Below are 24,675 nucleotides of genomic sequence, written 5' to 3'. Positions count from 1 at the left end.
CCGTGCCAGGAGGCCGACATGACCGCGCCCAGCACCACCAACACCGACATTCGCGACGCCGGAACACCGGGTGTCGTGCGGACCTCCCTGGTCAGCGGTGTCATCGGCGGCGTGATCGGAGCGGTGATGAGCGCGGCCGCCAACTACCTGATCGTCGGCACCCCGGACGACGAGACGGCGAACGCCGTCAACCACGCCGTGTCCGGCCTGATCAGCGGGTTCATGGCCGGCTTCGTCGGCCTGCTGATCCACCAGCGCAAGGCGGCCTCCGCGGCCCGTGCGCGGTAGCACCACCCCGGCGGCCCGGCCCCGGTGGCGCGAACCCCGGTGACACCGCCTCGGTGACGCGGCCGCGCCCCGCCGAACGCCGCGGCGGTCCGCCCCTCCTCCGGTCCCGGAGGGGCGGACCGCCGCGGCTTCTTTTCACGGGTCAGTCCCAGTTGACCGAACCGCACTTCCGGCAGATCGTCGGCTGGCCGGCGATGAGGTTGAAAATGGGATTCCAGTCGGCGCCGATCCGGTTGACGACCTCGCTGAAGGTGCCGGGCTTGGCCCCGAAGGCCCTGGCGTTGCTGATCCTGACCTGGTCGGTCACCTGCCGGCAGGCCTTGTTGTCGCAGTAGGCGGACACGGCCTCGCCCACGCCGGTGTTGAGCAGTCGCTTGATGATCGACGACGGGACGGAGATATTCGCGGTCACGGAACCCCCTCGAACGGTTTCTGTCATGCGCAACGCCGAATTCGTTGCGAGAAACTCGACCTGCAAGCAGGTTAACCACACGTGCGGTCGCCCCGAAAGGGAATTCACGAAACACGGAAAACAACGCCCCGGCGCCACTCGGAATTGATTCCCGAATTCCCGCGAACCCGCAACAGGACCGGGACGGCGGCCGAAAAACCCGTGGCCCACCCCCTCCGCGAGGGGGTGGGCCACGGGCCGGACGGACTCGGAAGCGGGCTGCCGGAGCGTTAGTCCGCCGGACGGCGGGCCGCCGCGAGCCGGGCCGAGACGGCCGTGAACAACTCGCGGGCCGGGTGCAGGTCCGGCTCCACCGCCAGCGCCCGCCGCAGCAGCACCAGCGCGGAGGGGCCGTCGCCGGACCGGGCCAGCTCCAGCGCCTCGTTGTAGTCGATCCGCCCGGCGTAGCGCAGCCTCACCAGGGCCGCCAGGTCCTCCCGGCAGGAGGGGCAGCGCAGGGTCTCCGGATCGGCGGGGACGGCGCACTGCGGGCAGGGCACCTCGATCGGCGCGACCGTGTCCGCCGGCCCGTCGCCGGGCGGGCCCTCACCCGGCCACGCGTCACTCACCGGCGCCCCGCCCGCACGCTCCCCGTCCACGGATGCCCCGCCCGCACGCCCCCCGTCCACGGATGCCTCGCTCATCGCGGCCCCGCCTCCTCCGGGCGGACCGGGCCGAGCGACTCGGCCGTCGGCTCGCTGCCCATCTCGCGCTGCGCCTCCGCGTACAGCTGCAGCAGGGCCGAGGTGTGCCGGTTCGCCGCCTCCATGTTGGCCGACTCGACCGCCGAGTCCAGGCCGCGCAGCTCCGCCATGATCCGCTGGGCCAGGGCCGGCGAGACCAGGTTCTGGTTGACGTAGACGTTGCACATGGTGAGCATCCGGAAGGTGTGCCCGAGCGAGTCGCACAGCTCGTCCGCGCGGGCGGCGGCGGCCATCGCGCCCTCCCAGTCGGCCGCCTCCCGGCGCAGCCGCAGCTCCGCGGCCACCGAACGGAGCCGGTCCAGGTCGCTCGGATCGAGGTGCTTCTCGCAGTAGTGCAGGAACAGGCTCAGGTACGCCTCCGAACCGCGCACCCAGCGCTGGGCCTTGAGCTGGCGCTGGGCCCGCTCCAGGGCCTCGTCCACCGACTGGCCACGGCTCTGGCCGGCGGCCAGGTCGTCGAGGGTGTCCATCAGCCGCTGCGCGTCGCGCATCTCGGCCTCGGTGAGCTCGGTGCCCCAGCGGTCGGTGAAGCTCTCGATCTGCCGCTGCTGCTCCTCCACCTGGACCTTCAACTCCGGGTCGAGGGTGACGCGTTCCAGCTTGACCGTCTTCTCGCCGCCGCCCTGGATGCGTACCGAGAGCGTGATGGTGCGGTCCCGGTCGAGGCCGAAGGAGACGTCGATCGGGGTACGGCCACCGAGTCCGGCCGGCAGGCGCAGGGTCAGGTGCCCGATCAGCTCGTTCCGCTGGGCGGTCTCGTGCTCGCCCTCGTAGACGGCGACCTCCAGCCGCTGGCGCCCACTGCCGGAGACCACGAACTGCCGGCTGACCGGCGAACTCGTCGGGTAGCTGGTGTTCTTGGGGATGATGACGGCGAGACGGCCGTCGTTGAGCTCGATGCCGAGGTTCTTCGGGGTGATGTCGAAGGGGTTGGTGACCTGCATCAGCTCGCCGCAGCCCGTACACACCTCGACGCCGGGCGGGTTGACGATGCCGCAGGATGCGCAGCGCAGGCCCATGTCCTCGGCGGCGGACGGGCCCACCCGGGTGTTCCCCGGGGCGGCGGAGTTCAGCGCCTCCCCGCAGAGTTCGCAGGAGGTGACGCCGGGGGCCGCCGGGGTGCCGCAGCGGGGGCAGTTGTCGCTCCGGACGACGGTGGCGGCCCGGGACGGCTGCGGGGCCGCACCGCCGGCCGAACCCGCCATTTCCTGACCGCACTTGGGGCATTCGGAGGCCGCGGTGTCCACCGGGACGTGGCAGCCGGGGCAGGAGATCCGGTCGCCGCCCAGCAGCGAGGTCGCGCAGTTGGAGCAGGCCGAGGCGGCCAGGTCCGCGGGGGCCCGGCACTCCGGGCACTCCACCTCGCCGACCAGCGCGGACTGGACGGCCGCGCCGAGCGCCACGCACTGCATCGGGTTGACGCCGCGGCGGACCCGCCGGGGCCCGAACACCTCGCCCAGCCGGCGCGCCACCAGCGGGATCGAGGTGGAGCCGCCGACCAGCAGCACCTCGTCGATGTCCCCGACGGTGAGGTTGGCCTGCATGATGGCCTTGTGGGTCAGTTCGATGGTGCGCTCGATCTGGGCCTCGATCAGCTCCTCGAAGCGGGCCCGTTCGAACTCCGTCTCCAGCACCAGCTGACCGGCGCCGAGGCCTGGCAGGATGACCTCCGAGGCTTCCTGGTGGGACAGTTCGATCTTGACGGTCTCCGCCGTGGACGCGATCTTGGGCCGGTCCCGCAGGTCGGGCTGGTAGTCGGAGCCGTACTCGGCCCTGATGTCCTCCAGCAGCGCGGTGGTGATGGCGCGGTCGAAGTCGTCGCCGCCGAGCAGGTTGTCGCCCTCGATGCCGAGGACCGACACCGAGCCGGGCACCAGCAGCAGGATCGAGATGTCGAAGGTGCCGCCGCCGAGGTCGTAGACGAGGACGGTCCGGCCGTCGACCCCGGCCTCGGCCGTGATCCCGTAGGCGAGGGCGGCGGCCGTGGGTTCGTTGATGACCCGCAGCACGTGCAGGCCGGCCATCCGGCCCGCCTCCTGGGTGGCCGCGACCTGGCGCTCGCCGAAGTAGGCGGGGACGGTGATGACGGCCCGGTGGAAGGGCTCGCCGAACCGCTGCTCGGCGTCCTCCTTGAGCCGGTGCAGGATGATCGCGGAGATCTCGATCGGGGTGTAGGAACGGCCGTCGAACCAGACGTTGACGTCGCCGTCGGCGCCCGCGGTGACCCGGTAGTCCAGCTCGCCGAGGGCGGCCTGGACCTGGGGGTCCTTGAACTTCCGCCCCATGAAGCGCTTGACCGAACGGATCACGTTCTCGCCGTCGAGGGCGAGGCGGCTGCGGGCGGTGGAACCGACCAGCAGTTCCCCCTTGCGGCCGCGGCCGACGACGGAGGGTGTGGCCTCCTGGTTCTGCCGGTTGAAGACGATCTCCGGCTCGCCGCGGCGCAGGTGGGCCACCACGGAGTTGGTGGTGCCCAAGTCGATACCGAGTGTGCGGTACATGTCGTTCCCCTCTTGCCCCTCGTGTTCCTAACGCTTCTTCCGCTTGCGCCGGTTGGCCGCCGGACCACCTCTGGTGCTCCCGGTCCGGGTCCGCCTCGCCTGCTCGGGGGCGGCCGGCGGTTCGGGAGACGTCCGTTCGGCGGCCGGCGGTTCGACCGCGGCGGCGCCGGTTGCGGCGGCGGGTCCGGCGGGTCCGGCGGGTCCGGCGACGCGCGGGTCGGCGAGCGGGTCGGCGCCGGCGGTCCCGGCGGCAGGCTGCGGCACGTACACGGTGTCGTCGTCCGCATCGACGCCGGTACCGGCCCCGGTACCGGCCGCGGGCCCCTGCCCGGAGCCCGGCCCCGGCTCCCACGGCACGTGCTCCGCCGGCGCGGGCACGTGCGCGGCCACCACGACCTGGGCCCGGCGCAGCACCTCGTCCCCCCAGAAGAAGCCGGTGACGACGGTCTCCACCACCGTCTCCGGCTCCACGCCGCGCCTCGGCTCGCTGCCCACGATCTCGGTCAGCGCCGGGTCCGCCGCGAGCCCGTCCAGCCGCATCGGCCGCACCCCGGCCTTGGCGAGCTTGCCCAGCAGCCGGCGGCGGGTGGCCTCGATGCCGCCGCCCCGGCCCAGGAGCACCAGTTCACGGTCCAGCCCCAGCGACGCCAGCGCGTCGTCCACCTCCACCAGGGCTGCGATCAGCTCCCGCTGGGCGGCCTTGGCCGCCTGGGCCTCCTCGGCCCGGCGGCGCTGCAGCATCGAGGCCCGGAAGAGCAGTTGGCCGAAGGCCTGGGGCAGGTCGACCTCCAGGGCCCGCTGCGGGACCTCCAGCGGCTTGCGCGGCTCGGGCGTCGTCACGTGGTTCACTCCGGGATCTCGATCTGCGGCAGCACCGACAGGTCGGCGGCGAAGCGGGCGGGGACGGCGGGCTCGGGGTCGACCCCGGCCGGGGCGGGCTCGGCGAAGTCCGCGGCCAGCTCGGCCCCGTGCAGCACGAGCAGCGAGGAGACGGGCGGCAGCGGCGGCCGGTCGATCACCAGCAGGGGTTCGTTCAGCGCGGGTGCCAGCAGGCCGGCCGCCTGGTCCACCGGCTCGGGCGGGAGCGGTTGTTGGAGGTCGAGTTCCAGCCGCCGGTCCGGGTTGCGGAGCTGCGCCGCGGCCTCCTGGATCTGCTGACGGCTGAAGCGGCCGGCCCGCATGGCGGGCCCTACGGCGAGGTTGATCTCGCGCACGCCGGCCGAGAGCGGGACGCCCAGGACCTCGTACGGTGACGGTTCGTGCAGTGGCATGGCGAGGGTCGTCTCTCCTTCTTTCCTCCGGGCGGACGGCCGGGCCGCGTCTGACGGCCGGGCCGGGCCGACCGGTCGCCCCGGCGGCCGGGGCCCCGGGTGACCGGGCGGCCCCGGCCACCGGACGGCGGGGGTGGTGGCCTCAGTAGAGCGAGCTGATCTTCTTCTGGAGCTTCTTCAGCTCCCGGTCGTCGGGGCAGTACTGGACGGCCGTCTTGACCAGCTCCCGGGCCTGCCGGAACTCCCGCAGGTTGGCCCGGGCGACGGCGTAGCTGCCGTACACGACGCCGAGCTCCCGGTGGAGCTTGGCCGTCTCCTCCTGCGAGGGGGAGAACTCCAGCGCCTGCTCCAGCAGTCTGGTGGACTCCAGGTAGCGCGTGGCCTCGAACAGGTCGGCCGCCTCGCTGCGCCAGACCCCGACCATCAGCTGGCGGATGTCGACGGAGTCGTCGAACGACCGCGCCTTGCGGAGGATCGCGGCGCGCTCGGAGAACGGGCGGCCGGTCATGTCGTCGAGCATGTGGTTGGCCAGCATCACCGAGACCCTGCGGCGCGACTCGTGCCCGGTCTCACCCGTCCACTCCGGATCGGCCTCCAGGGCCGCGGTCATCCGGCTGACGGCGAGGGCGGCCTTGTCGGCCATCGCGGCGTGACGGGCCAGGTGGCGCATCACGAAGACGTAGCCGAGCAGGTGGTCGGCGTCCGGGTTGAGCGCGTGCAGCTCCTTCCAGAGCTCGGCCGCCTCCAGCAGGTCGGCCTCCGGGGCGTCGGCCTCGGTCAGGGCGCCGGCCCGGTTGCCGAGCACGGCCTCCAGGAAGTGCCGGGCCGTCGGGTCCTCGGGGGCGAGGGCCATGCCCTTGCGGAGCAGCGCCAGGGCGCGGAAGTAGTCCTTGTTCTCGTTGTTGATCTTGCGGGCCCACTGGGCGTAGGTCGCGCCGAGGTCGCCGCGCACCTCGGGGTGGTCCGGAGCCAGCTCCAGCGCCTGTTCCAGCAGCTTCGCCGCCCCTTCCTGGTCGTCGTCGCTGGCCTTGAGCAGGGCGCGGGCCGCGCGCACGCCGGACTCGGCGGCGATGTCGGCGACGTCCGAGGGGAGTTCGACGCCCGGGACGGTCCGGACCCGGGCCAGGCAGTCCAGCGCCTCACGCCACTCCTGGTGCCGGTGGTGCTCCCGGGCCTGGCCGACCAGTGCCTCGGTCAGCAGGTCGCGCCAGGCTTCGCCGCGATCGCCGCCGGCTATCGCGTCCAGGGCGCTGACGGCGGCGGACTGGCGTCCCTGGAGCAGCAGGTAGCGCTGCGGGCCGAGCTCGTCGAACAGGCCGAGCGACTGGCCGAGCGGGTGGTTCTCCTCACCCCGCCAGGCCCGCACCGCACGGTTGAACTGCCGCTCCCACAAGGGGATCCCGGGCTCGTCGCAGAGTTCCCGGTGGAGCAGGGGGCCGATCACGAGGCGCCGGAGCGGGCGGTCCGGCAGGGTGATCCGCGCGTCCTCCCCCGCGAAGGCGGCGGCGCAGTGCGTCTCCATACCGAGGCGCACGGTCCAGGCGTCCAGCTCGTCGCCGCTTCGGCCGCGGGTCACGTCCAGCTCGCGCAGGTCCGTACGGAGCCGGTCGAGGAGCGCGGTCCGGGCGGCGGCGACGCGCTGCTCCTCGGCCGGGCGGCCGGTGACCCGGGCGGCCTCCGCCCAGAGGTCGGGCAGGTGCAGGGCCGCGGTCAGGCAGCCGACGGTCCAGGCCCAGAGCTGCTCGTCGGCGAGCGGGGCGGCGCCGCCGGGGGCCGCGCTCCCCGCCCCCTCGGTGGTGGACCCGGCCCCGGACGCGGACACCGACGCGGACACGGCGCCGGGCGCGGCGAGCCGGTAGCCGGCCAGGCCCAGCGCGTGGAGCAGCCGGGGGTGGGCGGGATCCTTGAGCAGCAGCGCCCGGTAGCCCTCCCAGGCCTCCCGGTGCCGGCCGTCCACCGCGTGCTGCCGGGCCTCGTGCTCGGCCAGCAGGCCGAGGGCGGCGGCGGCCTGCGGGTGGTCCGGTACCGGCTCCAGCGCCCGGCGCAGGTCCGCGGCGGCCCGGCCCGCCTCCCCCGCCTCCAGCGCGGCCGCCGCCCGGCGGACCAGCACGGCCGCGCGCTCCCGGCCGGCCGTGTCCGGGAGCTGGGCCAGGGCGGCGTCCAGCAGCCCGAGTTCGGCGCGCAGCAACGCGAGGTCGAACCGGACGGGTGCGGCGGCGGGGCTGTCGCCGAGCGCCTCGGCCCAGTCCGCGAGCACGTCCTCGGCCTGTTCGGGGAGTCCGGCCCGGCGGGCGCAGTCCAACACCGCGCGCAGCGCGGGGGCCGCGCAGTGGACGCACCGCGGCGAGGCGGCGGAGCCGGGCCGGTGCAGGTGTGCGGCGCAGCCCTCCCGGCCGCAGCCGCCGCAGGTCGCGGTCGCGGGGGCTTCGCAGGTGGTGCAGGTGCCGGACGGCGGGCCCGCGGGGTCGGGATCCGTGGCGGACGCGGACCGGGGGCCGGGTACGGTCCCGGAGACGGCAGCGGACCGGGCCGCGGGGACGGCGGGGCCGGACCGGGTGTCCGGCTCGGACCGGGCGCCGGGGGCGGCCGGCGCCGAGAGGAAGTGCCGGTGCCACTCCAGCGCACCGGACCAGTTGCCGGCCCGTTCGGCGAGCAGCGCCCGGAGCCGGGCGACGCCCGGGTCGCCGGCCGGGTCGGGTTCGAGCGGCGCGAGCAGGGCGATCGTCTGGACCGGGCGGCCCGTCAGCAGGGCGACGGCGGCCAGGTGGTAGCGGTCGCGCGGTGCGGCGGCGGCCTCCAGCAGGCCGCCCGTCCGCTCGGCCGAGCCCTCGGCCAGGGCCAGCGCGGCCCGCAGCCGGTTCCGCCGCAGCAGGGCGACACCGGGCGCGGGGGTGAACGCGGGCGCCGGTGTCGCGGGCCCGGTGCCCGCCGCCGCCCCGACCGGGGCCGGCGCGCCGGTCGGGTCCGCCTGCGGCAGGACCCGTCCGAGGACCAGCGGCGCTTCGGCCTGCCGTCCCGACGGACCGGAGCCCGGAGCCGGGCCCGTCGCCGGGGGCGGCCCCAGCACGACCGTGCCCGTCCGGGGCGTCGCCGGTCCGGCCGGCGGCGCCCCACCGACGGAGGCCCCCTCGGGGGAGGCCCCGCCGGACCGGGGCGCCGGGAGCGCCTCCACCGGCAGCGAGTCGGCCAGGTCGAGCGCGGCGCCGGCCCGGTCCCGGTCCTCGGCCCGGTCCCGTCCGGTGACCAGCAGGTGGGCGGCCTCGCGCAACGCGGCCTCGGCCAGCGCCACCGGGTAGCCGGGTGCGGCCGGGTCGTCCGCGGCGGCCCGCTGCCACAGCTCGCGGGCCGCCACCGGGTCGGTGGCGAGCCGCTCACGGGCCAGCCGGTCGCGCAGCAGCGCCAGCCGGTCCAGCAGGTCGGCCGCGCGCAGGGGCTCCCAGCGTTCGAGCGCACCGGCCGGGTCGCCGGTCCGGGCCAGGGCCAGGCCGTGGTGGAAGGCGGCGATCTGTCCCCAGCGGGAGTCCGTCCCGGACTCGGCGCGCAGCAGCGGTTCCGCCTCCGCCGTCCGTCCGGCCGCGAGCAGCGCCGCGCCGAGCCTGACCCGCGCGGGGCGCCAGCCGGGCGTGAGGGCGAGCGCCGCCTGGTAGTCGACGGCGGCCTCGGCCGGGTGCCCGGCGCGTTCGTGCACCAGGGCGAGTCCGAGCCGGGCGGGGGCGAACGAGGGCCGGGCGGCCAGCGCGGCGGCGAACTGTTCCTGGGCGCGGTCGTCGGCGCCGAGCAGCAGGGCGAGCCGCCCGAGCGCGTACCGGGGGCGCGGGTCCGCGGGGGCCTCGGTGGCGGCGGCGTTGAGGTCGGCCCAGGCCGCCCCGGTGTCGCCCAGGCGCTGCTGGGCGAGGCCGCGGAAGAGCAGGATCTCGGCCCGCAGGGCGGTGCCCCGGGACCACGGGGAGGTCTCGCCCGGACCGCGTCGCAGCGCCTCGTCGAGGGCGGCCACGGCCGGGGTGTCCTGGTGCAGGGCGTAGAGCTGGGTGCCCCAGCGGAACCAGAGTTCGCCGCTGCCACCGGGGGCGGCGGCGGCGAGCAGCGGTTCGGTCTCGGCCGCCCGGTCGGCCAGTGCGCGCAGCAGCGCGGCACGGGCCAGCACCGGCCACTCCCGGTTCGGGAGGGCGGCCATCGCCTGGGCGGTCGCGGTCTCCCGCCACTCGGGTGTGCCCTCCCGGCAGAGACGTTGCAGCCAGTCCAGGGCCAGGGCGGCCGTCGCGGCGTCGGCGCCCGCCTCGGCCGTCAGGTCGAGCCCCCGCCCGGTGTCCGGAACGGCGCCGGGCACGCCGGTCCGCACGCCGCCCTGCACACCGTTCTGCGTGACGCCCCGGCCGGTGACCGGTCCGGCGACCGGCTCGGTGACCGGGTCGGTCCCGTCGGCGGTCCCGTCTGCGGTCCCGCGCACGGCCGCCCCGGCCGCCGCCGGTTCCATCGCCCGGAGGAAGGCGAGCAGCGGCCCGAGTTCACCGTCCGGGGCCTGCATCCGTTCCTCGGCCATCCGCCGCAGGCTCCACCGGGGGAGCTGCCGGGCCGGGTCGGACAGCAGGGGGAACGCCTCGCGGTGCAGCGCGGACGTGGCCGCGGCGTCCCCGGCCGCGGTGGCCGCCTCGGCCTGTCCGAGCAGGGCGAGGCCGCGCTGGGGCCGGAGCGCCTCGGGCGCCGCCGCCAGCCGCTTGGCCAGCCGGGCGTACCGGCGGCGGGCACGCTGCGGCTTGCCGGCCGCGAGCTGGGCGGCGGCCCGGCTGAGCGCCGTCGCCACCGATGCCGGGTCATGGGCCTGTCGGCGGCGGACGAGGACGGTGCCGCCCGCGCCTGCCAGTGCCGCCACGACCAGCAGCAGCACCACGAGCTGCGCCATGCACTGTCCCCCTGCAGTCCGGAATCCGCCCAGTTCATGATCAACATCCTTCTGTCGATCACGAGTTGACGGCTCTTCATGATGTTGCTCGGTGGCCATCAGGATAGGCCCTCTTCAGGGCGGACGAACAGAAAAGAGCACTATCCTGAGTTCCGCGAAAGACCGACGGCGAGTCGGTGCCGGTCGTCGGTCGGGGGTCGAGTGTCACAGTCGCGTTGGGTTCCCGGGCTCCGGTTCGGGCCGGAGTTCGACCCCGAGCAGTACGAACTCCTGGAGTTCCACCACCGGGGCGGCGAGGCCGAGGTCTGGCGGGCCGTCCGCACCGGCCACAGCGGCCTCAAGGAGCTGGTCGCCGCGAAGATCATGCTGGAGCGCGACCCCTCCGAGGTGCGTCGCTGGCTCGGACGCTGGGACGACGTCTCGCACAACGCCCACCGACTGGGCGTCAACGACCTGGTGGTGCCCAGCTTCCTGCTCGGCCCCTCCCCGCACCGGCCGGGCAGCCGGCCGACCGGCGGACTGCTCGGCTACCAGATCTCGCCCTGGGTCGAGGGCGTGCCGCTGCACACCTGGGCCCGCACCAACCGCGGCGGACTGCCCGCCGCGGCCGAGGTGCTGGCCCGGCTCTGCCTGATCGTCGACGAGTTGCACCGCAAGCGCTGGGTGCACCGGGACATCTCCCCCGCCAACGTCCTGGTCGACGGCGAGGGCCAGGTCAAGCTCATCGACCTCACCTTCCTCGCGCCGCTCGACCACGCACTCACCGTCGCGGTGTTCACCCCCGGGCACGTCCCGCCGGAGGCCGAGCGGGTCGGCGGGTTCCCGACCACCGCCAAGGACCTGTTCGCCGTCGGGACCCTGGCCCGGACCCTGCTGCTGCCCGAGCACGGACGGCTCGACCACCGGCTCGCCGCCGACCAGGCCCGGAGCGAGCTGCTGGCCGCCGGGTTCGGCGAGGACCTCGCCCAGTGGGCCTGTGAACCGCTCGCCCGCGAACCGGACCGCCGGCCCGCCCCGCTCGGTCCGTGGGCCGCGCGCGGACGCGAACTCCTGCGCGCCCACCGGACGATGCCGCGCACCTCCTGCCTGGCCGTCCTGCCGGACGCGGCCGGTCGGCCGCTGCTGGTCGCCGGCGGCGCCGACGGGGTGGTGTTCGCCGGCCCGGGCCTCGCCGGGCACCGGCCCCTGCCCGGCCCCGGGCCGCGCGCCGTCCGCACCCTGGTCTGCGGCTGGGCCGGGCCGCAGGCCGAACTCGTGGTGTTCGCCGAGGACCAGACCGGCACCCTCTGGGTCGGCAACGCGGCGGGCTGGTGGGAGGCCGCCCGCGGTGTCGGCGGGCTCGCCGGGGCGGTCAACTCGGCCGGCGAGCTGGCCGTGTGGACGGCCTCCGGCGGCACCCTGCGCTCGTACCGCTGGGCGCCCGGCCTCACCCTGACCGGCCAGGAGCTGGCCGGCTGCCCTGCCGACCGCGTCCTGGCCGCCATGGAGGAACGGCCGGGCGTCTGGCTGCTCCTCGTCGAACACCGGGAACGGCTGCTGCGCTGGCGGGTGGGGGCGGAGGAACGGCCCGAGCCGCTGGGCCGCCCCGGCCCGGTGCGGGCCGGGGCGCTCGCCCGCTCCTCGGCCGGCCCGCAGGCCGCCGCACTGCGCCGGGACGGCTCGGTCCAACTGCACGGCGCCGACCCGGCCGGGGCGGCGAGCGAGATCGGCGACGGCGAACCGGCGCTCGACGTCGCGATGGCCGGACACCGCGGCGGCCCGACCGTCGCCCTGGCCGGCGAGGGCGGCGTACGGCTGCGCCTGCCGGCCGTCGGCAGCTCCCGCCGCCCCCGCTGGTGGCGGCCGACGCTGCGCCCGGCCACCCAGGTCGCACTGGCCGTCGGCGACGACTGGCGGCTCTGCCTGGCCGCCGTGGTGGAGGGCGAACTCCATTGCTGGCACGAGGACTCCGGCTACCGCTGGCAGCCGGTCACGCTCCCCGGCCAGGGCGGGGAGGACTGAGCCCCCCACGAGGACCCGGCCCCGGGCGGCCCCGCCCGGTGCGCCCCGGAGCTACTGCCCGGTGCCGCCCGGGGAGCGACGGCGGACACGGCGGTCGCAGCGGATCCGAGCGTCCCGGCGGTCCCCCGTGCCACCGGTGCCCGGGACCGCGCGGGCGTCGGGGGCGTCGGGGGTGTCCGCGACGTCCCAGGCCGTGTCGTGCGTCATCAGGGCTCCTCGATTCCTCGCGAGCGCGCCGTCCCGGCGCAGGGCCTACGGGAGGGCCCGAACGGGCACGACCCGACCGGGGACACATCCGGAGAGCCTCTCCGTTTCCCCCGGACCTACGATACGGAGAACCTCTCCGCTTGACCACCCACCCAGGGCCGGGACGCCGGCCCCGACCCCCGACCCGCCGACCGCCCGCCCCTTGGAGACCAGAACCCGCCGATGCCCACGACCCAGCGCACCGACGCCCGACGCAACCGCGAACGCCTCCTCGACGCCGCCCACGAGGCCTTCGCCGAGGCGGGCGCCGACGCCTCGCTCAACGACATCGCCCGGCGGGCCGGCGTCGGCCCGGGCACCCTCTACCGGCACTTCCCCACCCGGTCCGCACTGCTGGCCGCCGTGCTGCACGAACGCATCGAACGCCTCTGCGCCCACGCCGACCACCTGATCGAGACCCGGCCCGCCGACGAGGCCCTCGCCGAATGGCTCCGCGCCTTCATCGCCCACAACCTCGCCTACCACGGCCTCGCCAGCGCGCTCTTCCTCGAAGCCCCCGACACCCTCAACGCCAACTGCCACGAGGACATCAGGAACGCCGGAGCCGCCGTCCTCACCCACGCCCAGCGGTCCGGCACCGCCCGCCCCGACCTCTCGGCCCCCGAACTCCTCCTGCTCGCTCTCGGCATCGCCCTCACCACCGCCCGCCCCGCCTCGCGGCCCGCCCCGGCCGGAACCCCCACCCCCGACCGCCTCCTCGCCCTCCTCCTCGACACGGTCCACCCCCGGCCGCACACCCCCTGAACCGGCGACGCCGTCGACGCCCCCGACCCGCCCGGCCGCCACCCCGGCGATCCGGAGTACGGGGTTCACCTGCCGGTCCCGGGCCGGGAAAGCTATAGTCGGCAACGTAGTCGCGAACATGACAAAAGAGTGCCGCGCTCCCACCCGGCGCCGGCGCCCGTCCCGGCAGGCCGTAGATTCGCACTCCACCGCTCCACGCCCCGCTCCCCAGCCCGTTCCGCTCATCGGAGGTCACCCGTGGCCCGGCTGCATGTCCGTACCGGCATCAACCCCGACGACCCGGACGCGCCCGTGGTGGCGCTGCTCGTCGACCCGGAAGGCCCGCCCGGCGAGCAGGCCGTCGCGAAACTGGGCTGGTACGGGCACGAGGGGGACGGCGCGCTCTTCCTGCTCCCGACCGACGGGTGGGCGGAACACGCCCTCGACGGGGACCGGCTGGCCGTCGAGGTCGCCGTCTACCCGTTCACGCTGGAGCAGATCGGGGCCGACCCGGCGGACTTCCCGGCGCGCTCGCCGATCGTCCCGGAGGCGACGCTGGTGCTGCGCGCCGAGACGGCGGTGGACCCCGCGCTGTACGCGCGGGCCGCCGACACCGGAACCGCCGTCTTCACGGCCGCACCGGACCGCACCCTCGACGAGGTGCTCGCCGGCGACGACGCCTGGCCGGTCCTGCTCTCCCCGCCGCCGGCGCCGGACGCCGACGCCCCGGACGACCTGCCGGACCCGGACCACCTCCGGGGCTGACCGGGCGGCGCCGACCGGCCTCCCCCGCGCCGGCGCCCCGGCGCCCGTCGGGGCGGACGCGGCCCGAGCGGTCCGGCGGCCCGAGGACCTGACGACCGGATCCGGAGGCCGGGGCCTGCGAACGGCCCCGGCGAACAGACCCGGCGAACGGACCGGGCCCGACGACCGGAACCGGTCGCCGGGCCCGCGGACCGAGGGCACGCCGTCCCGGCTACGCCCCGCTGCTGCGCAGCATGTCCTCCCGCTCCACGACCTTGACCCGCTCGCGCCCCTCCGCCGCACCGAGCGCGCGCTCGTGTGCGTCGAGCAGCTGCCAGCCCTCCCAGGTGGTGAAGCGGACGCCCCGCCCGCGCAGGTGCGCGAGGACCGCGTCGGGCTCGGGCTCGACGGCGCCGGGGAGGCGGCCCTCGGCCCGGTCCGCGAGCAGGCAGGCGACCGTCTCGTTGGCGTCGCCCTTGGTGTGTCCGATGAGGCCGACCGGGCCGCGCTTGATCCAGCCGGTGACGTACGTGGCGGCCTGGTGCGAGCCGTCGGCCGCGAGCACCCGGCCGGCCGCGTTCGGGACGGTGCCGGACACCGGGTCGAACGGCAGCTTGGGCAGCTCGTCCGAGTAGTAGCCGATCGCCCGGTAGATCGCCCGGACGTCCCAGTCGGTGTGCCGGCCGGTGCCGCGCACGTTGCCGGTGCCGTCGAGTTCGGTGCGCTCGGTGCGCAGCCCGATCACCTTGCCGTCGGCGCCGAGCACCTCCACCGGGGACTCGAAGAAGTGAAGGAAGATCCGGTGCGGGCGGTCGCCGACGTCGCGGATCGCCCAGTTCTCGATGGTCGAGGCGACCATGTCGACGTGCTTGGCACCGCGCCGCTCGGCGATCGAGCCCTCGTCGTAGTCGATGTCCTCGGGGGCGACGATCACCTCGATGGTCGGCGAGTGGTCGAGCTCGCGCAGCTCCATCGGGCTGAACTTGGCCTGGGCGGGTCCGCGCCGGGCGAAGACGTGCACCTCCAGGGCCTTGTTGCGGCGCAGGCCCTCGTGGACGTTCGGCGGGATCTCGGTGGGGAGCAGCTCTTCCGCGGTCTTGGCGAGGATGCGGGCCACGTCCAGCGCGACGTTGCCCGCGCCGAGCACGGCGACCTTCTCGGCCTCCAGCGGCCAGGTGCGCGGCACGTCCGGGTGGCCGTCGTACCAGGAGACGAAGTCGGCCGCCCCGTAGGAGCCTTCGAGTCCGACACCGGGGATGTCGAGCGCCCGGTCCGCCATCGCGCCGGTGGAGAAGACCACCGCGTCGTAGAAGCGGTGCAGGTCGTCGAGCGTGACGTCGGCCGGGTAGTCGACGTTGCCGAAGACCCGGATCTGCGGCTTGCTCAGCACCTGGTGGAGCGCCGTGACGATCCCCTTGATCCGCGGGTGGTCGGGCGCCACGCCGTACCGGATCAGCCCGAAGGGCGCGGGCATCCGCTCGAAGAGGTCGACCGAGACCCCGGGCTGCTGGGCGGCGTCGGACTTGAGCAGGGCGTCAGCGGCGTAGATTCCGGCGGGGCCGGCGCCGACTATCGCGACTCGGATCGGACGGGACATGGCGGGGCGATCCTCCGAACGGGAACACGGACGGGCGGGCAGGAGGGCGAGGGCGACCCCACGACCAGCCAACACGGGTGGTACGTGCCGACAGTAGTCGGTGTGGATCTATGAGGTCATAGAGCTGACCTATGGCCGGTTCGGGAACTTCCCGGCGCCCCGGGCCCCGCCTCCGGACCGCGGCCCCGTCGGCCCCGGCTCCGGCCTCGGCCCCGACACCGGACCGACCGGGTGCGATCGGGCCATGCCCGCGTGGCCGGCCGGCCACGTCCCGCCCCCGTCCGCACGAGGGCCGGAAACCGCCCCCGGAACGCCCTCCCGGTGCCCTAGCCTGACCCTCGCACCACGACATGATGTCTAGACCACAGGGTGGGGAATCATGAATTCGCGCGTGTCAAAGGCCCGCTGGACGGGCTCGCTGGTGGCCTCGGCCGTCCTCCTGCTGACCGGCGCGGGCGCCGGGGCGGCCGTCGCCGACACCGTACCGGGTACGCCCGGCGGCCACGACGGTACCGCCATCGGGTGGCGGGCGCTGGGGCTGGCGGTCGGTCCGGAGGGGAACAGGGCCTACGTCGTGGCGTCCGACCGGGCCGGCAGCCGGACCCCGGTCGTCCTGCGGACGGTCGACACCCGGTCCGGCGCGGTGGTCGCCGAACTGCCGCTGGCGGACGACGGCACCGCCGGGCGGCCCGTGGTGAGCCAGGACGGCCGGCGCCTCTACGTCCTGGTGTCGGACCACCTGGTCGCCGTCGACCCGGCCGCCAACACCGTGGTGGCCCGCACTCCCGCACCGGACCAGCCCAGGCCGGCCGGCTGGTCGGCGGGCGGCCTGACCGACCTGGCGGTCAGCCCCGACGGATCCAAGGTCTACGTCGACCAGTACGGTCCGCAGCTCCACGGCCAGGGCGTGCGGCCGGGCCGGGTGCTGGTGTTCGGCACCCAGCAGGGCGCCTTCACCGCGACCGTGCCGCTGCGCGGCCACGCGGTCGACGCCATCGCCCTGCAGCCGGGCGGTGCCGGCGCCTACGTCTCCACCGACGCCGGTCTGGAACACCTCGACACCACCGCGCCCGTCCCGACCGTGCTGCGCACCGTCGAGAGGATCGGCGCCACCAAGGAGCTGGCCGCCTCCCCCGACAGCCTGCACGTGTACGCCCTGGGCGCCCAGGTCAACGCCGGGACCGGCTACGCGGTCGACACCGTCAACGACACGGCCCGGCCCGTCTTCACCTTCGCCGACGGACCGGTCGACCTCCACTACGTGGCGGTCGGCACGGACGGCGGCCGAATCCACGTGCTCAAGGACGGCTGGACCCCGCGCGCCTCGGTGCTCGCCTACGACACCGCGACCAACGCCGGCCTCCCCGGCGAGACGCTCACCGGCTTCGGCCTGGACGGGGTCTCCGCGACCGCCCTCGCCCCGGGCGGGCACACCCTCTACCTGGCCGGAATTCGCGGCGACTCCTCGTACCTGAAGACCGTCAGGTTCTGACGACCCGCCCCGCGGCGCGCCCCCGCCCCGCGGGGCGGTGGCGGTGGCGGTTCCCGGACGGTACTCCGGTCCGGGAACCGCCACCGGAGTACCCGGCGGGCCACCGCCGCGCTGCCCGCCCGTGCACCGGGCGTCCACCGGCCCGCCCTTCCGTACCGGCGTCCGGTGCCCTTCACGACCGGCCACCGGCCGATGGCGCGGCACGGGTCAGGCAGGTCCGCGACGGTCGCCGGCACCGGCGACCGCCCTCGGCCGGGTCCTCACACGCCGCCCCGGAATCAGCGCCGCGCACCTCGGCGCCCCGCACCTCGGCGCCCCGGAATCGGCGCCACCGGTTCGCTCCCGATGTTCAGCGCCCCGCGGACGCGGCATCTCCGCCCCGGGGCGCCAGGCCGTCCAGCACCAGACCGAAGAGGCGATCGCGCCGCTCCGCGAGACTCGGGGCCTGGTCGGCGATCCACGCGAGGGCGTTGGCCAGGGCGAACAGGTCGACGGCGTCGACGTCCGTGCGGACCAGGCCGTCCCGCTGCGCCGCCGACAGCAGCCGACCGCACGCCTGGCGCATCGTCAGGCACGCGGCGTGCAGGGGCGACTCGGGATCGCCGAGAGTGGCCAGCAGGGCGGCCGAGAGCCCCTGGTAGGCGCCCGCACCGAGGGTGAACTCGTGCAGCCAGACCCCCAGCGCCCGCTCCGGCGGCTCCGCGACGGCCAGCGCGTCCGCCCGGTCGGCGAGGAGTTCGAAACGCCGCCGCAGCAGGGCCTCCAACAGGGCGTCCCGGGTCGGGAAGTGGCGGTAGAGCGTGCCGAGGCCGACGTCGGCGCGGCGGGCGACGTCGCGCAGGGACGCCTGGGCCCCCTGTTCGGCGACCACCTCCGCCGCCACCTCCAGCACGCGGTCGCGGTTGCGCCGCGCGTCGGCGCGCGGGGCGCGCCCGGCGGAGGGCGGGGCGGGCTCGACGGGCATGGGAATCCTCACCGTTGACAAGTGGAGCACTGCTCCGGTTTTCTTACCGGAGCACCGCTCCGGATTCTACCGGGCGGTCGCCCCCGCGGCCGGGGAGAGGCCCGGGGGCGCACGGGGAGAGGAAGAGACAGCCATGGGAAACCACGCCGCGACCATGCGGGCCGTCCGCCTGCACGCCTTCGGAGGCCCCGAGGTACTGGTGTACGAGGAGGTCCCCCGGCCGGTGCCCGGGCCGGGCGAGGTGCTGGTCCGGGTGCACGCCGCCGGAATCAACCCGCCCGACCTGTACGCGCGCACCGGCTTCGCCCGCATCCCGGCCGGGCTCCGGCCCCCGTGGACGCCGCCGCTCGTCCTCGGCAGCGATGTCTCCGGCGTGGTGGCCGCGCTCGGCGACGGCGTCACCGCCTGGCAGCCCGGGGACGAGGTCTTCGGGATGATCCGCTTCCCGGGGCAGGGCTCCGGGTACGCCGAGTACGTCACGACACCCGCCGACCACCTGGCCGCCAAGCCGGCGGCGCTCGACCACGTCGAGGCCGCCGCCGTACCGATGGCCGGGCTCACCGCCTACCAGTTCCTGATCCGGGAGCTGCGCCCCCTGTCGGGCGGCACCGCCCTGGTCAACGGCGCGGCGGGCGGGGTCGGACACTTCGCCGTCCAACTCGCCCGCCTCGCCGGCGCGGAGCGGGTGATCGGCGTCGCCTCCGGGCGGCACGAGGAGTTCCTCCGCGGGCTCGGCGTGGACCAGTTCGTCGACTACACGCGGACGCCCGCGGCCGAGGCCGCCCGGGACGCGGCGGATCTCCTGGTCGACACGGTCGGCGGGCCGGACGCCCACCGCCTGCTCCCGGCCGTCCGGCGCGGCGGCCTGATCCTGCCCGTCTACCTGGGCGACTACCACCGCGAACGGGCCACCGGACTCGGCATCTCACTGCCCGACCGGATGCAGCAGGTGCGGTCCGACGGGGGCGACCTCGGCGAGCTCGCCGCACTGCTGGACGACGGCCGGATCCGTGTCCACGTCGACGGCGTCCACCCGCTCCCGGAGGCGGCGGCCGCGCACCGGCGCGCCGAGCAGGGACACCTCCGGGGCAAGCTCGTCCTTCAGGTCCACCCGTAGCCCCATCGCCGGCGCCGCACCACCTCCCCGGGCCGGGGCCTCCCGGCCGGATTCCGACCGCCCCGGCCCGCCCCCTCCAGCCCGCCCGCCCCGCCCGATGCCCCCGGTGCTCCGACGCCCCGGGGGCATCGGCCGTCCCGGGCCGCACGGCCGACCGGGCCCTCGCAAAGGCCGGACGCATCGTCAATGCCCGCCGAGCGGGGTGCGGTTGGTGCCCTTTCGGACGCCGCCCTGCGCGAACAGGCACCCTCCACTGCCCGTTCGGCCGGACACCTCCACAACCCGTTCGAACGAGGACGGGTCCGGAGGCTCCGGCGCAGGTCATGCCCGGTTCGCCACCTTCACGAAGCCACCCCCAGAGCTCTCCCGAGCAAGGGTTGACACCGCAAGTTGGTCTAGTCCACGGTAGAGGGAACGCAGGTTTAACGAGGCCGGAACACCTCCCGAGACACCTTGGCGAACACGCGAGTTGACGAATGACGCCACCTGTTCCAGCGAGGGTGTCAGCCCCCACGCGGGGGAATCGACCGAGAAGGAGGCCAGGAATTCCGGCCACGGCATCCGCCCGCACGCCTGGCGATGCCGACCGCCGACCGGCGCCCCGGTACGCCCGGCCGCGCGACGGCGCGCCGCCGGAGCCTCCCGCATCCCGCCCTCCTGCGCCGACATCCGACAGCCCACCACCTGACCCTCCCGCCGTCTGACGCCCGTCAGTCGGCACCACCGCACGTCCGACTTCTCCTCAGGGCCGCGTCCGGCCCTGCCTCACCATGCGCGCGAACCGGCGCTCCGGCATGCCCGGGCGCCGCCCGCCTGCACGGCCATCAGCCCGATGCCCCGACCCGAACCTTGGAGTGACGTGATACCGAAGCCCGACGGGTACCTGTATCGAGCCGCTTCCGAGCACCCCTGCTTCAGCGACGACGGCGAGGCCCCCCTCGCCCGCACCACCACCTCCGCCGCAGGCGTCCGCGCCGTCCGGCAGCTGTCGACGACGCCCGCCCCGGAGACGCACGCCCGCAGCTCTTCGCCGGACGGGCCCGACACGGCCCCCGCCGGCCCCGGTTGGAGTACCGACGATGCCTGAGTACGACCGGCTGCGCGCCGCCCTGGCCACCGGTGAGGACGACCGACTCGTCCTCGACCTGGACGGCATCGAGGCCCAGTACGACGCCCTGCTGCGCGAACTGCCGGATGTCGCTGTCCGGTTCGCCATGAAGGCCTGTCCGGTGGACGAGGTGCTGGCGGCCCTGGCCGCACGGGGCTCCGGCTTCGACGCGGCCGGACCCCAGGAGATCGCCCAGGCCCTGCGCACCGGCGTCCCGGTCGACCGGATCCACTACGGCAACACCATCAAGTCGGACCGCCAGATCGCCGAGGCGTACGGGCTCGGCGTCCGGGACTTCGCGACCGACAGCCTGGCGGACGTCGCCGCGATCGCCGTGCACGCCCCCGGCGCCCGGATCTTCTGCCGGCTCGCCACCACCGGCGAGGGCGCGCTCTGGGGCCTCAGCCGCAAGTTCGGCTGCTCGCCCGAGGACGCCGTCCTGGTCCTGGAGGCGGCCCGCGCCGCCGGACTGACCCCGGCCGGGCTCTCCGTGCACGTCGGCTCCCAGCAGCTCACCTCGGAGGCCTGGCAGAACGCCCTGGAAGCCCTGACCGCCGTGGTCGAGGAGGCCGGCCGGCGCGGAATCCTGCTGGACCACGTCAACCTCGGCGGCGGCCTGCCCGCCCTCGGAGTCCTGGACCGGAAGGGCCGCCCGCTCGACCCGCCGGTGGACAAGATGTTCGCGGTGATCCGGGAGGGCATCCAGCGCCTGCGCGACGCGTCCGCCGCGCCGCTGGACTTCCTGATCGAGCCCGGCCGCCACCTGGTCGCCGACCACGGCGCCATCCGCGCCCATGTGACGCGCCTGACGGAACGTCAACAGCTCGACGGCGAGAGGGTGCACTGGCTCTACCTGAGCTGCGGCAAGTTCAACGGCCTGTACGAGATGGACGAGCTCCGGTACCGGCTGGAGTTCCCCGGCCGGGCCGGCGCGGAGACCGTCCCCGCCGTGGTCGCCGGCCCCACCTGCGACAGCGACGACGCCTACGCCGACGAGGGCCCCGGCATGCCGGTGCCCCGGGACGCCGCCTCCGGCGACCCGGTCTGGATCCTCTCCTGCGGCGCCTACTCGACCGCCTACACCACCCAGGGGTTCAACGGCATCCCCCCGCTCCCCTACAGCTGCGTCCGCACCACCGCCGGCGGCCCCGAGGAGGTCTGAGCGCCTCCACCCCCGAACGTCCGGCCCCCGCCCACCCCCGTGGCGGGGGCCGGACCGCGTCCGCCGAAACCCGTGGCACCCGCTCCGAGCCCCTCACTAGGCTCGACGGATGACCACCCGCACCTTCCGCATCACCGTCCGCGGCGTCTTCGACGGCCTCACCCCCGAGCAGCTCGCCGAACTCCGGTCCCGAGCCGCCGAGCACGACGTGCTCCACGCGTCGTTCACCCCCGAGGGGCACCTCAGCTACGACCTCGACGCGCGCGCCGTCTTCACCTTCCGGTTCCAGGACACCGGCGAGACCGAGGAGGACATCATCGAAGCGGCCGACCGTGCCGAGCGGTCCGCCCGGACCTGGCTCGACGACCGCGGCTACGGTCACAAGAACCTCCGCTCCCAGTCCGAGGACCTCTCGCAGGCCCCGCTCGGCAAGCGCCGGCGTCGCGCCGCCCGGTCCGCCACGGGCTGACCGGGCCGCACCGGCCTGCTGATCGGCCCGCAGGTGCGCCCGCCGGACGCCGTCGGCCCCGCCCGCGCGTTCTCCGCCGCGCGGGGTCACGGGTGCGCGATCGCCCGTGCCGAGCAGGAGGGCGCCCCCGCCGCGCGGGGGCCGACCGTCAGGTGCCCGCCGCACCCGCCGCCGAACGCTCCCCGCCCCCGACACGGGGATCCCCGAGGTCCTCGGCCCCCTCAACACTCCCGGCACCGCCGTCGGGGGCACCGTCGTCGGCAGCGCCGTCCGGGCCGGCCGCGCCCGCCGCACGCTTCCCGGGCCCCCGGACCCGGCTCCACGCCACCACCCACGCCAGGAACAGCACCAGCCCGTCCGCCACCACCGCGAACGCCCCCGGCACGGCGACCGACGTCCACGCGTGCTCGTCCAGCTCCGCCCGCCCCGGTGTGGCCCACCGCCGCAGCTCGTGCCCGTCCGGGTACCGGCGGTCCGCCGCACGCCGCTCGTCGAACACCCGGTCGCCGACCGACCAGGTGTGCCGGCACTCGACCCGCTCCGACCACCCCCCGACCTCGTCCCACTGCCGGTCCGTCACCCGGCAGTCCCCGAGCACGACCGTCACCCGCTCGGTCGTCCGCCCCCACCGCAGGACGTTCCCGGCCGTGCCGGCCGTGGTCCCCACCGCCACCAGGACCAGCGCCGCCACCCCGCCGACCACCAGCGCGTCGAACCACCGGTCCGCGCCGGGAGCGAGCAGCAGTCCGGCCGAGGCGGCCACCAGCCCCGCGCCGAGCAGCACGGCGGGCCAGGTCACCCACGGCCACCCCACCGCCAGGTTCCACAGCATCACCGCCGCGCCGAGGACGGCGCATGCCGCCCCCCAGCCCGCCACGGTCCGACCCGCCGTCCGTCCCACCGCACGCCCCCTCCGGGAGTCCTCCCCCGACCCGTCCGGCAAGCCACGGGCCCTCGTCCTCGCGCTACCCGCCCGCCCGTTCGTGCAACCAGGCCCCGACCGCCGCGTAGTCGCCGTCCGTCAGCCCGACCGCCGGATCGACCCACCACAGCAGCGCCCGCCCCTGGTGGTGTCGCGCCACCCAGGTCCGGTCGGGGCCGCCGATCTCGTCGTCCACCCAGACGAAGTCCCGGCCGGCCGCGAACGCCACGATCCCGCGCGTCTTCGGGCTCAGCCCCGCCCACGCGTCGGCCGCGGCCTCGCCGTCCTCCGCCCGTTGCGGCAGTTCGCGCAGCTCCGGCAGCCCGAGCAGGGGCGCGAGGTGCGCATTGGCGTCGGGCCCCCACGTCGTCGCCCACACCGGCTCGCACGGCAGCGCCGCCAACCGGCGCCCGTGCGCCGGATCGAGCCGCCCCAGCAGCGGATTCGACGGATCCTCGCTCTGCGGGAACACCGGATACCGCCCGGCCGGGCCCCCGAACGGGATCAGCGGTCCGTCGACGTCGAGGAAGAGCAGCGGCAACAGCCCGGCACCGGTGGTCATCCCCGCACGATAGCGGCCGTCAGGTCCCGGATCCTCAGCGGTCCACCGGGAAGGACCGGTCCCGTCCGCCGCCCCGGGACCGGCGAAACGGGGCGCCCAGGACGGGCCGCACGCCCCGCGCGTCAGACATCTCGCGCGCCCTGAGAACCCTGCGCGCTCCTTTCCGTCCCGGCACGAGACGGCCCGCCACGGGCCGGGAACCGTCCCGCTCCGGCGGCGAGTCGCCCCACCCCACGCCCCCCGGCGCCCGCGCCCCCTCCCCGCCCTGCGGCCACGCCCGGGACCACGAGGTCCCCGCCCCGCCCGCACCCCGCGAACCGCGGAACCTGCTCGCCGGGCGGGGCACCACCGTGATCGGCCACCGCCCGGGCGGGGCCGGCGTCGCTACCGGGGCGCCGGCACGTACGCCAGCCCGTGGGGCCCGGCGCCCCGGCCCAGGTCCACCTCGCGGACCACCCGGCGCTCGGTCAGGTCCACCACGGTCACCGTGTCCGAGGCGATGGTGGCGACGTACCCGAACCTGCCGTCCGGCGACGAGTGGACGGTCAGCGGCACCTGTCCGACCGTCACCTCCCCCAGTTCCACCAGTTCCTCGGGTCCCGCGTGCCCCCCGTCGGCCGCACCGAAGATCCGCAGCCGCCCGGCCGCCGGCACCGGCCCGCCGTCCGCCGCCGGGGCCGCGAGGTGGACCTCCCCGGCCAGCACGAGGCCGCCCGCCGTCCGGTGCACCGGGACGGCCGGCGCCGCCAGCGGGAGCGTGCGCACCACCCGGTCGGTCCGGACGTCGACCACCGTCAGGGCGGGCGGTGCGGCGAGGGCGCCCGTCAGGTCCAGCTTCGGCGTGGCCACCACCGCGTACCGCCCGTCGGCACTCATGGCGATGCCCTCGCTGCCGGGCACCGCCACCGTCCGCCCGGTCCGGCCCCGGCCGCCGGGACCGGACGCCGTCTCCACGACGGTGAGGAACGGGGCCTCCTTGTTCGTCGTGTAGCCCTTGGTCCCGTCCGGCGTGAGCGCGAACCAGTGCGGCCCCGGCGCGCCGATCCCGGTCCGCTCCACCACCTTGCGCGCGGCGAGGTCGACCGTGAGCACCGCCCCGTCCCCGGCAGGCCCGGCCTCCACGCTCACGTACAACAGCGCGCGCGCCGCATCGAGCGCCAGCCCGTGCGGGGCGCACTCCGGCGCCAGGTCAATGGTCTCGACCACTACCCAGTGATCCGGATCGATCAGGACCAACTCGGTAGCCTGCTCGCCGTGGTGCTCGTAGAAGCCCGAGCGGTAGGTGACCGTGCAGTACAGCAGCCTCCGGTCGGCGTCGAACAATATCTCGTGCGGCTCGGGCGGCAGCGGCACCTCACCGAGCCGCCGAGAGCCGTCCGCAGAGAGAAAGACCAGCACACGGCCGCCTTGGCAGGCTACCGCCAACATGTCA

21 protein-coding genes are annotated in these 24,675 nt (G+C 75.7%); 9 read left to right on the top strand and 12 right to left on the bottom strand.

Going from position 1 to position 24,675, the window contains the following annotated elements; all coding sequences use genetic code 11:
* The first annotated feature begins 18 nt into the window (after positions 1-18).
* Positions 19-288 (top strand): hypothetical protein, encoded by a 270-nt coding sequence (locus PUR56_RS04795; RefSeq protein ID WP_329877360.1) that lies wholly within the window; start codon positions 19-21, stop codon positions 286-288.
* Positions 289-430: 142 nt separating this feature from the next.
* Here PUR56_RS04795 and PUR56_RS04790 read toward each other — a convergent pair whose 3' ends face one another.
* The 6 genes from PUR56_RS04790 to PUR56_RS04765 all read right to left on the bottom strand — a co-directional run bounded on the left by PUR56_RS04790 (position 431) and on the right by PUR56_RS04765 (position 10,115).
* Complete coding sequence (locus tag PUR56_RS04790; protein WP_329877358.1) at positions 431-700, bottom strand: hypothetical protein; 270 nt, start codon at positions 698-700, stop codon at positions 431-433.
* A 269-nt stretch (positions 701-969) separates the two neighbouring features.
* Entirely contained in the window at positions 970-1,383 is a 414-nt protein-coding gene (locus PUR56_RS04785) for a hypothetical protein (protein WP_329947968.1), read from the bottom strand.
* On the bottom strand, positions 1,380-3,944 hold the full coding sequence (locus tag PUR56_RS04780) for an Hsp70 family protein (RefSeq protein WP_329947967.1): 2,565 nt from the start codon (positions 3,942-3,944) through the stop codon (positions 1,380-1,382). The genes PUR56_RS04785 and PUR56_RS04780 overlap by 4 nt, the downstream gene beginning before the upstream one ends.
* Positions 3,945-3,971: 27 nt before the next feature.
* Positions 3,972-4,784 carry a nucleotide exchange factor GrpE gene (locus PUR56_RS04775; protein ID WP_329947966.1) on the bottom strand — a complete coding sequence of 271 codons (813 nt, stop codon included), beginning with the start codon at positions 4,782-4,784 and terminating at the stop codon, positions 3,972-3,974.
* Positions 4,785-4,789: 5 nt separating this feature from the next.
* Positions 4,790-5,215, bottom strand: coding sequence for a hypothetical protein (locus PUR56_RS04770; protein WP_329877350.1), 426 nt, complete (start codon positions 5,213-5,215; stop codon positions 4,790-4,792).
* 142 nt (positions 5,216-5,357) lie between these two features.
* Complete coding sequence (locus tag PUR56_RS04765) at positions 5,358-10,115, bottom strand: hypothetical protein (protein WP_329947965.1); 4,758 nt, start codon at positions 10,113-10,115, stop codon at positions 5,358-5,360.
* A gap of 201 nt (positions 10,116-10,316) precedes the next feature.
* Between PUR56_RS04765 and PUR56_RS04760 the strand changes: the two genes are divergently transcribed.
* Complete coding sequence (locus PUR56_RS04760; RefSeq protein ID WP_329947964.1) at positions 10,317-12,116, top strand: protein kinase domain-containing protein; 1,800 nt, start codon at positions 10,317-10,319, stop codon at positions 12,114-12,116.
* A gap of 51 nt (positions 12,117-12,167) precedes the next feature.
* Here the strand turns inward: PUR56_RS04760 and PUR56_RS04755 are convergent, their stop codons facing one another.
* Complete coding sequence (locus PUR56_RS04755) at positions 12,168-12,323, bottom strand: hypothetical protein (protein WP_329947963.1); 156 nt, start codon at positions 12,321-12,323, stop codon at positions 12,168-12,170.
* A 222-nt stretch (positions 12,324-12,545) separates the two neighbouring features.
* On the opposite strand from PUR56_RS04755, the gene PUR56_RS04750 reads away from it, so the two are divergent.
* Together PUR56_RS04750 and PUR56_RS04745 are read left to right on the top strand one after the other, a co-directional pair.
* The gene (locus PUR56_RS04750; RefSeq protein WP_329947962.1) at positions 12,546-13,127 is read left to right on the top strand and encodes a TetR/AcrR family transcriptional regulator; all 582 of its coding nucleotides are present in this window, start codon (positions 12,546-12,548) and stop codon (positions 13,125-13,127) included.
* 237 nt (positions 13,128-13,364) lie between these two features.
* Positions 13,365-13,871: a hypothetical protein gene (locus PUR56_RS04745; RefSeq protein WP_329877340.1), complete on the top strand. Its 507-nt coding sequence runs from the start codon at positions 13,365-13,367 to the stop codon at positions 13,869-13,871.
* Positions 13,872-14,082: 211 nt separating this feature from the next.
* Here PUR56_RS04745 and PUR56_RS04740 read toward each other — a convergent pair whose 3' ends face one another.
* Entirely contained in the window at positions 14,083-15,447 is a 1,365-nt protein-coding gene (locus PUR56_RS04740) for an FAD-dependent oxidoreductase (RefSeq protein ID WP_329947961.1), read from the bottom strand.
* 379 nt (positions 15,448-15,826) lie between these two features.
* Here PUR56_RS04740 and PUR56_RS04735 point away from each other — a divergent pair, with 379 nt between their 5' ends.
* Complete coding sequence (locus PUR56_RS04735; protein WP_329947960.1) at positions 15,827-16,939, top strand: YncE family protein; 1,113 nt, start codon at positions 15,827-15,829, stop codon at positions 16,937-16,939.
* Between the two features lie 349 nt (positions 16,940-17,288).
* Here PUR56_RS04735 and PUR56_RS04730 read toward each other — a convergent pair whose 3' ends face one another.
* Positions 17,289-17,903: a TetR/AcrR family transcriptional regulator gene (locus tag PUR56_RS04730; protein WP_329947959.1), complete on the bottom strand. Its 615-nt coding sequence runs from the start codon at positions 17,901-17,903 to the stop codon at positions 17,289-17,291.
* Positions 17,904-18,036: 133 nt separating this feature from the next.
* On the opposite strand from PUR56_RS04730, the gene PUR56_RS04725 reads away from it, so the two are divergent.
* From PUR56_RS04725 to PUR56_RS04710, 4 genes are all read left to right on the top strand, one after another.
* Complete coding sequence (locus tag PUR56_RS04725; protein WP_329947958.1) at positions 18,037-19,020, top strand: NADP-dependent oxidoreductase; 984 nt, start codon at positions 18,037-18,039, stop codon at positions 19,018-19,020.
* An 859-nt stretch (positions 19,021-19,879) separates the two neighbouring features.
* The gene (locus tag PUR56_RS04720) at positions 19,880-20,107 is read left to right on the top strand and encodes a hypothetical protein (RefSeq protein ID WP_329947957.1); all 228 of its coding nucleotides are present in this window, start codon (positions 19,880-19,882) and stop codon (positions 20,105-20,107) included.
* Entirely contained in the window at positions 20,100-21,290 is a 1,191-nt protein-coding gene (locus tag PUR56_RS04715) for a type III PLP-dependent enzyme (protein ID WP_329947956.1), read from the top strand. The genes PUR56_RS04720 and PUR56_RS04715 overlap by 8 nt, the downstream gene beginning before the upstream one ends.
* Positions 21,291-21,399: 109 nt before the next feature.
* Positions 21,400-21,759: a DUF6204 family protein gene (locus tag PUR56_RS04710; protein ID WP_329947955.1), complete on the top strand. Its 360-nt coding sequence runs from the start codon at positions 21,400-21,402 to the stop codon at positions 21,757-21,759.
* 148 nt (positions 21,760-21,907) lie between these two features.
* Here PUR56_RS04710 and PUR56_RS04705 read toward each other — a convergent pair whose 3' ends face one another.
* The 3 genes from PUR56_RS04705 to PUR56_RS04695 form a co-directional block, all read right to left on the bottom strand.
* Positions 21,908-22,558, bottom strand: a complete 651-nt coding sequence (locus PUR56_RS04705) for a hypothetical protein (RefSeq protein ID WP_329947954.1) — start codon at positions 22,556-22,558, stop codon at positions 21,908-21,910.
* 166 nt (positions 22,559-22,724) lie between these two features.
* Positions 22,725-23,243 (bottom strand): hypothetical protein, encoded by a 519-nt coding sequence (locus PUR56_RS04700; protein ID WP_329947953.1) that lies wholly within the window; start codon positions 23,241-23,243, stop codon positions 22,725-22,727.
* Positions 23,244-23,627: 384 nt separating this feature from the next.
* Positions 23,628-24,641: a YncE family protein gene (locus tag PUR56_RS04695; protein WP_329947952.1), complete on the bottom strand. Its 1,014-nt coding sequence runs from the start codon at positions 24,639-24,641 to the stop codon at positions 23,628-23,630.
* Positions 24,642-24,675: the final 34 nt, after the last annotated feature.

Source organism: Streptomyces sp. BE303 (assembly GCF_036290945.1).
Taxonomy (GTDB): domain Bacteria; phylum Actinomycetota; class Actinomycetes; order Streptomycetales; family Streptomycetaceae; genus Kitasatospora.
This window is presented reverse-complemented; position numbering and strand designations above follow the sequence as displayed.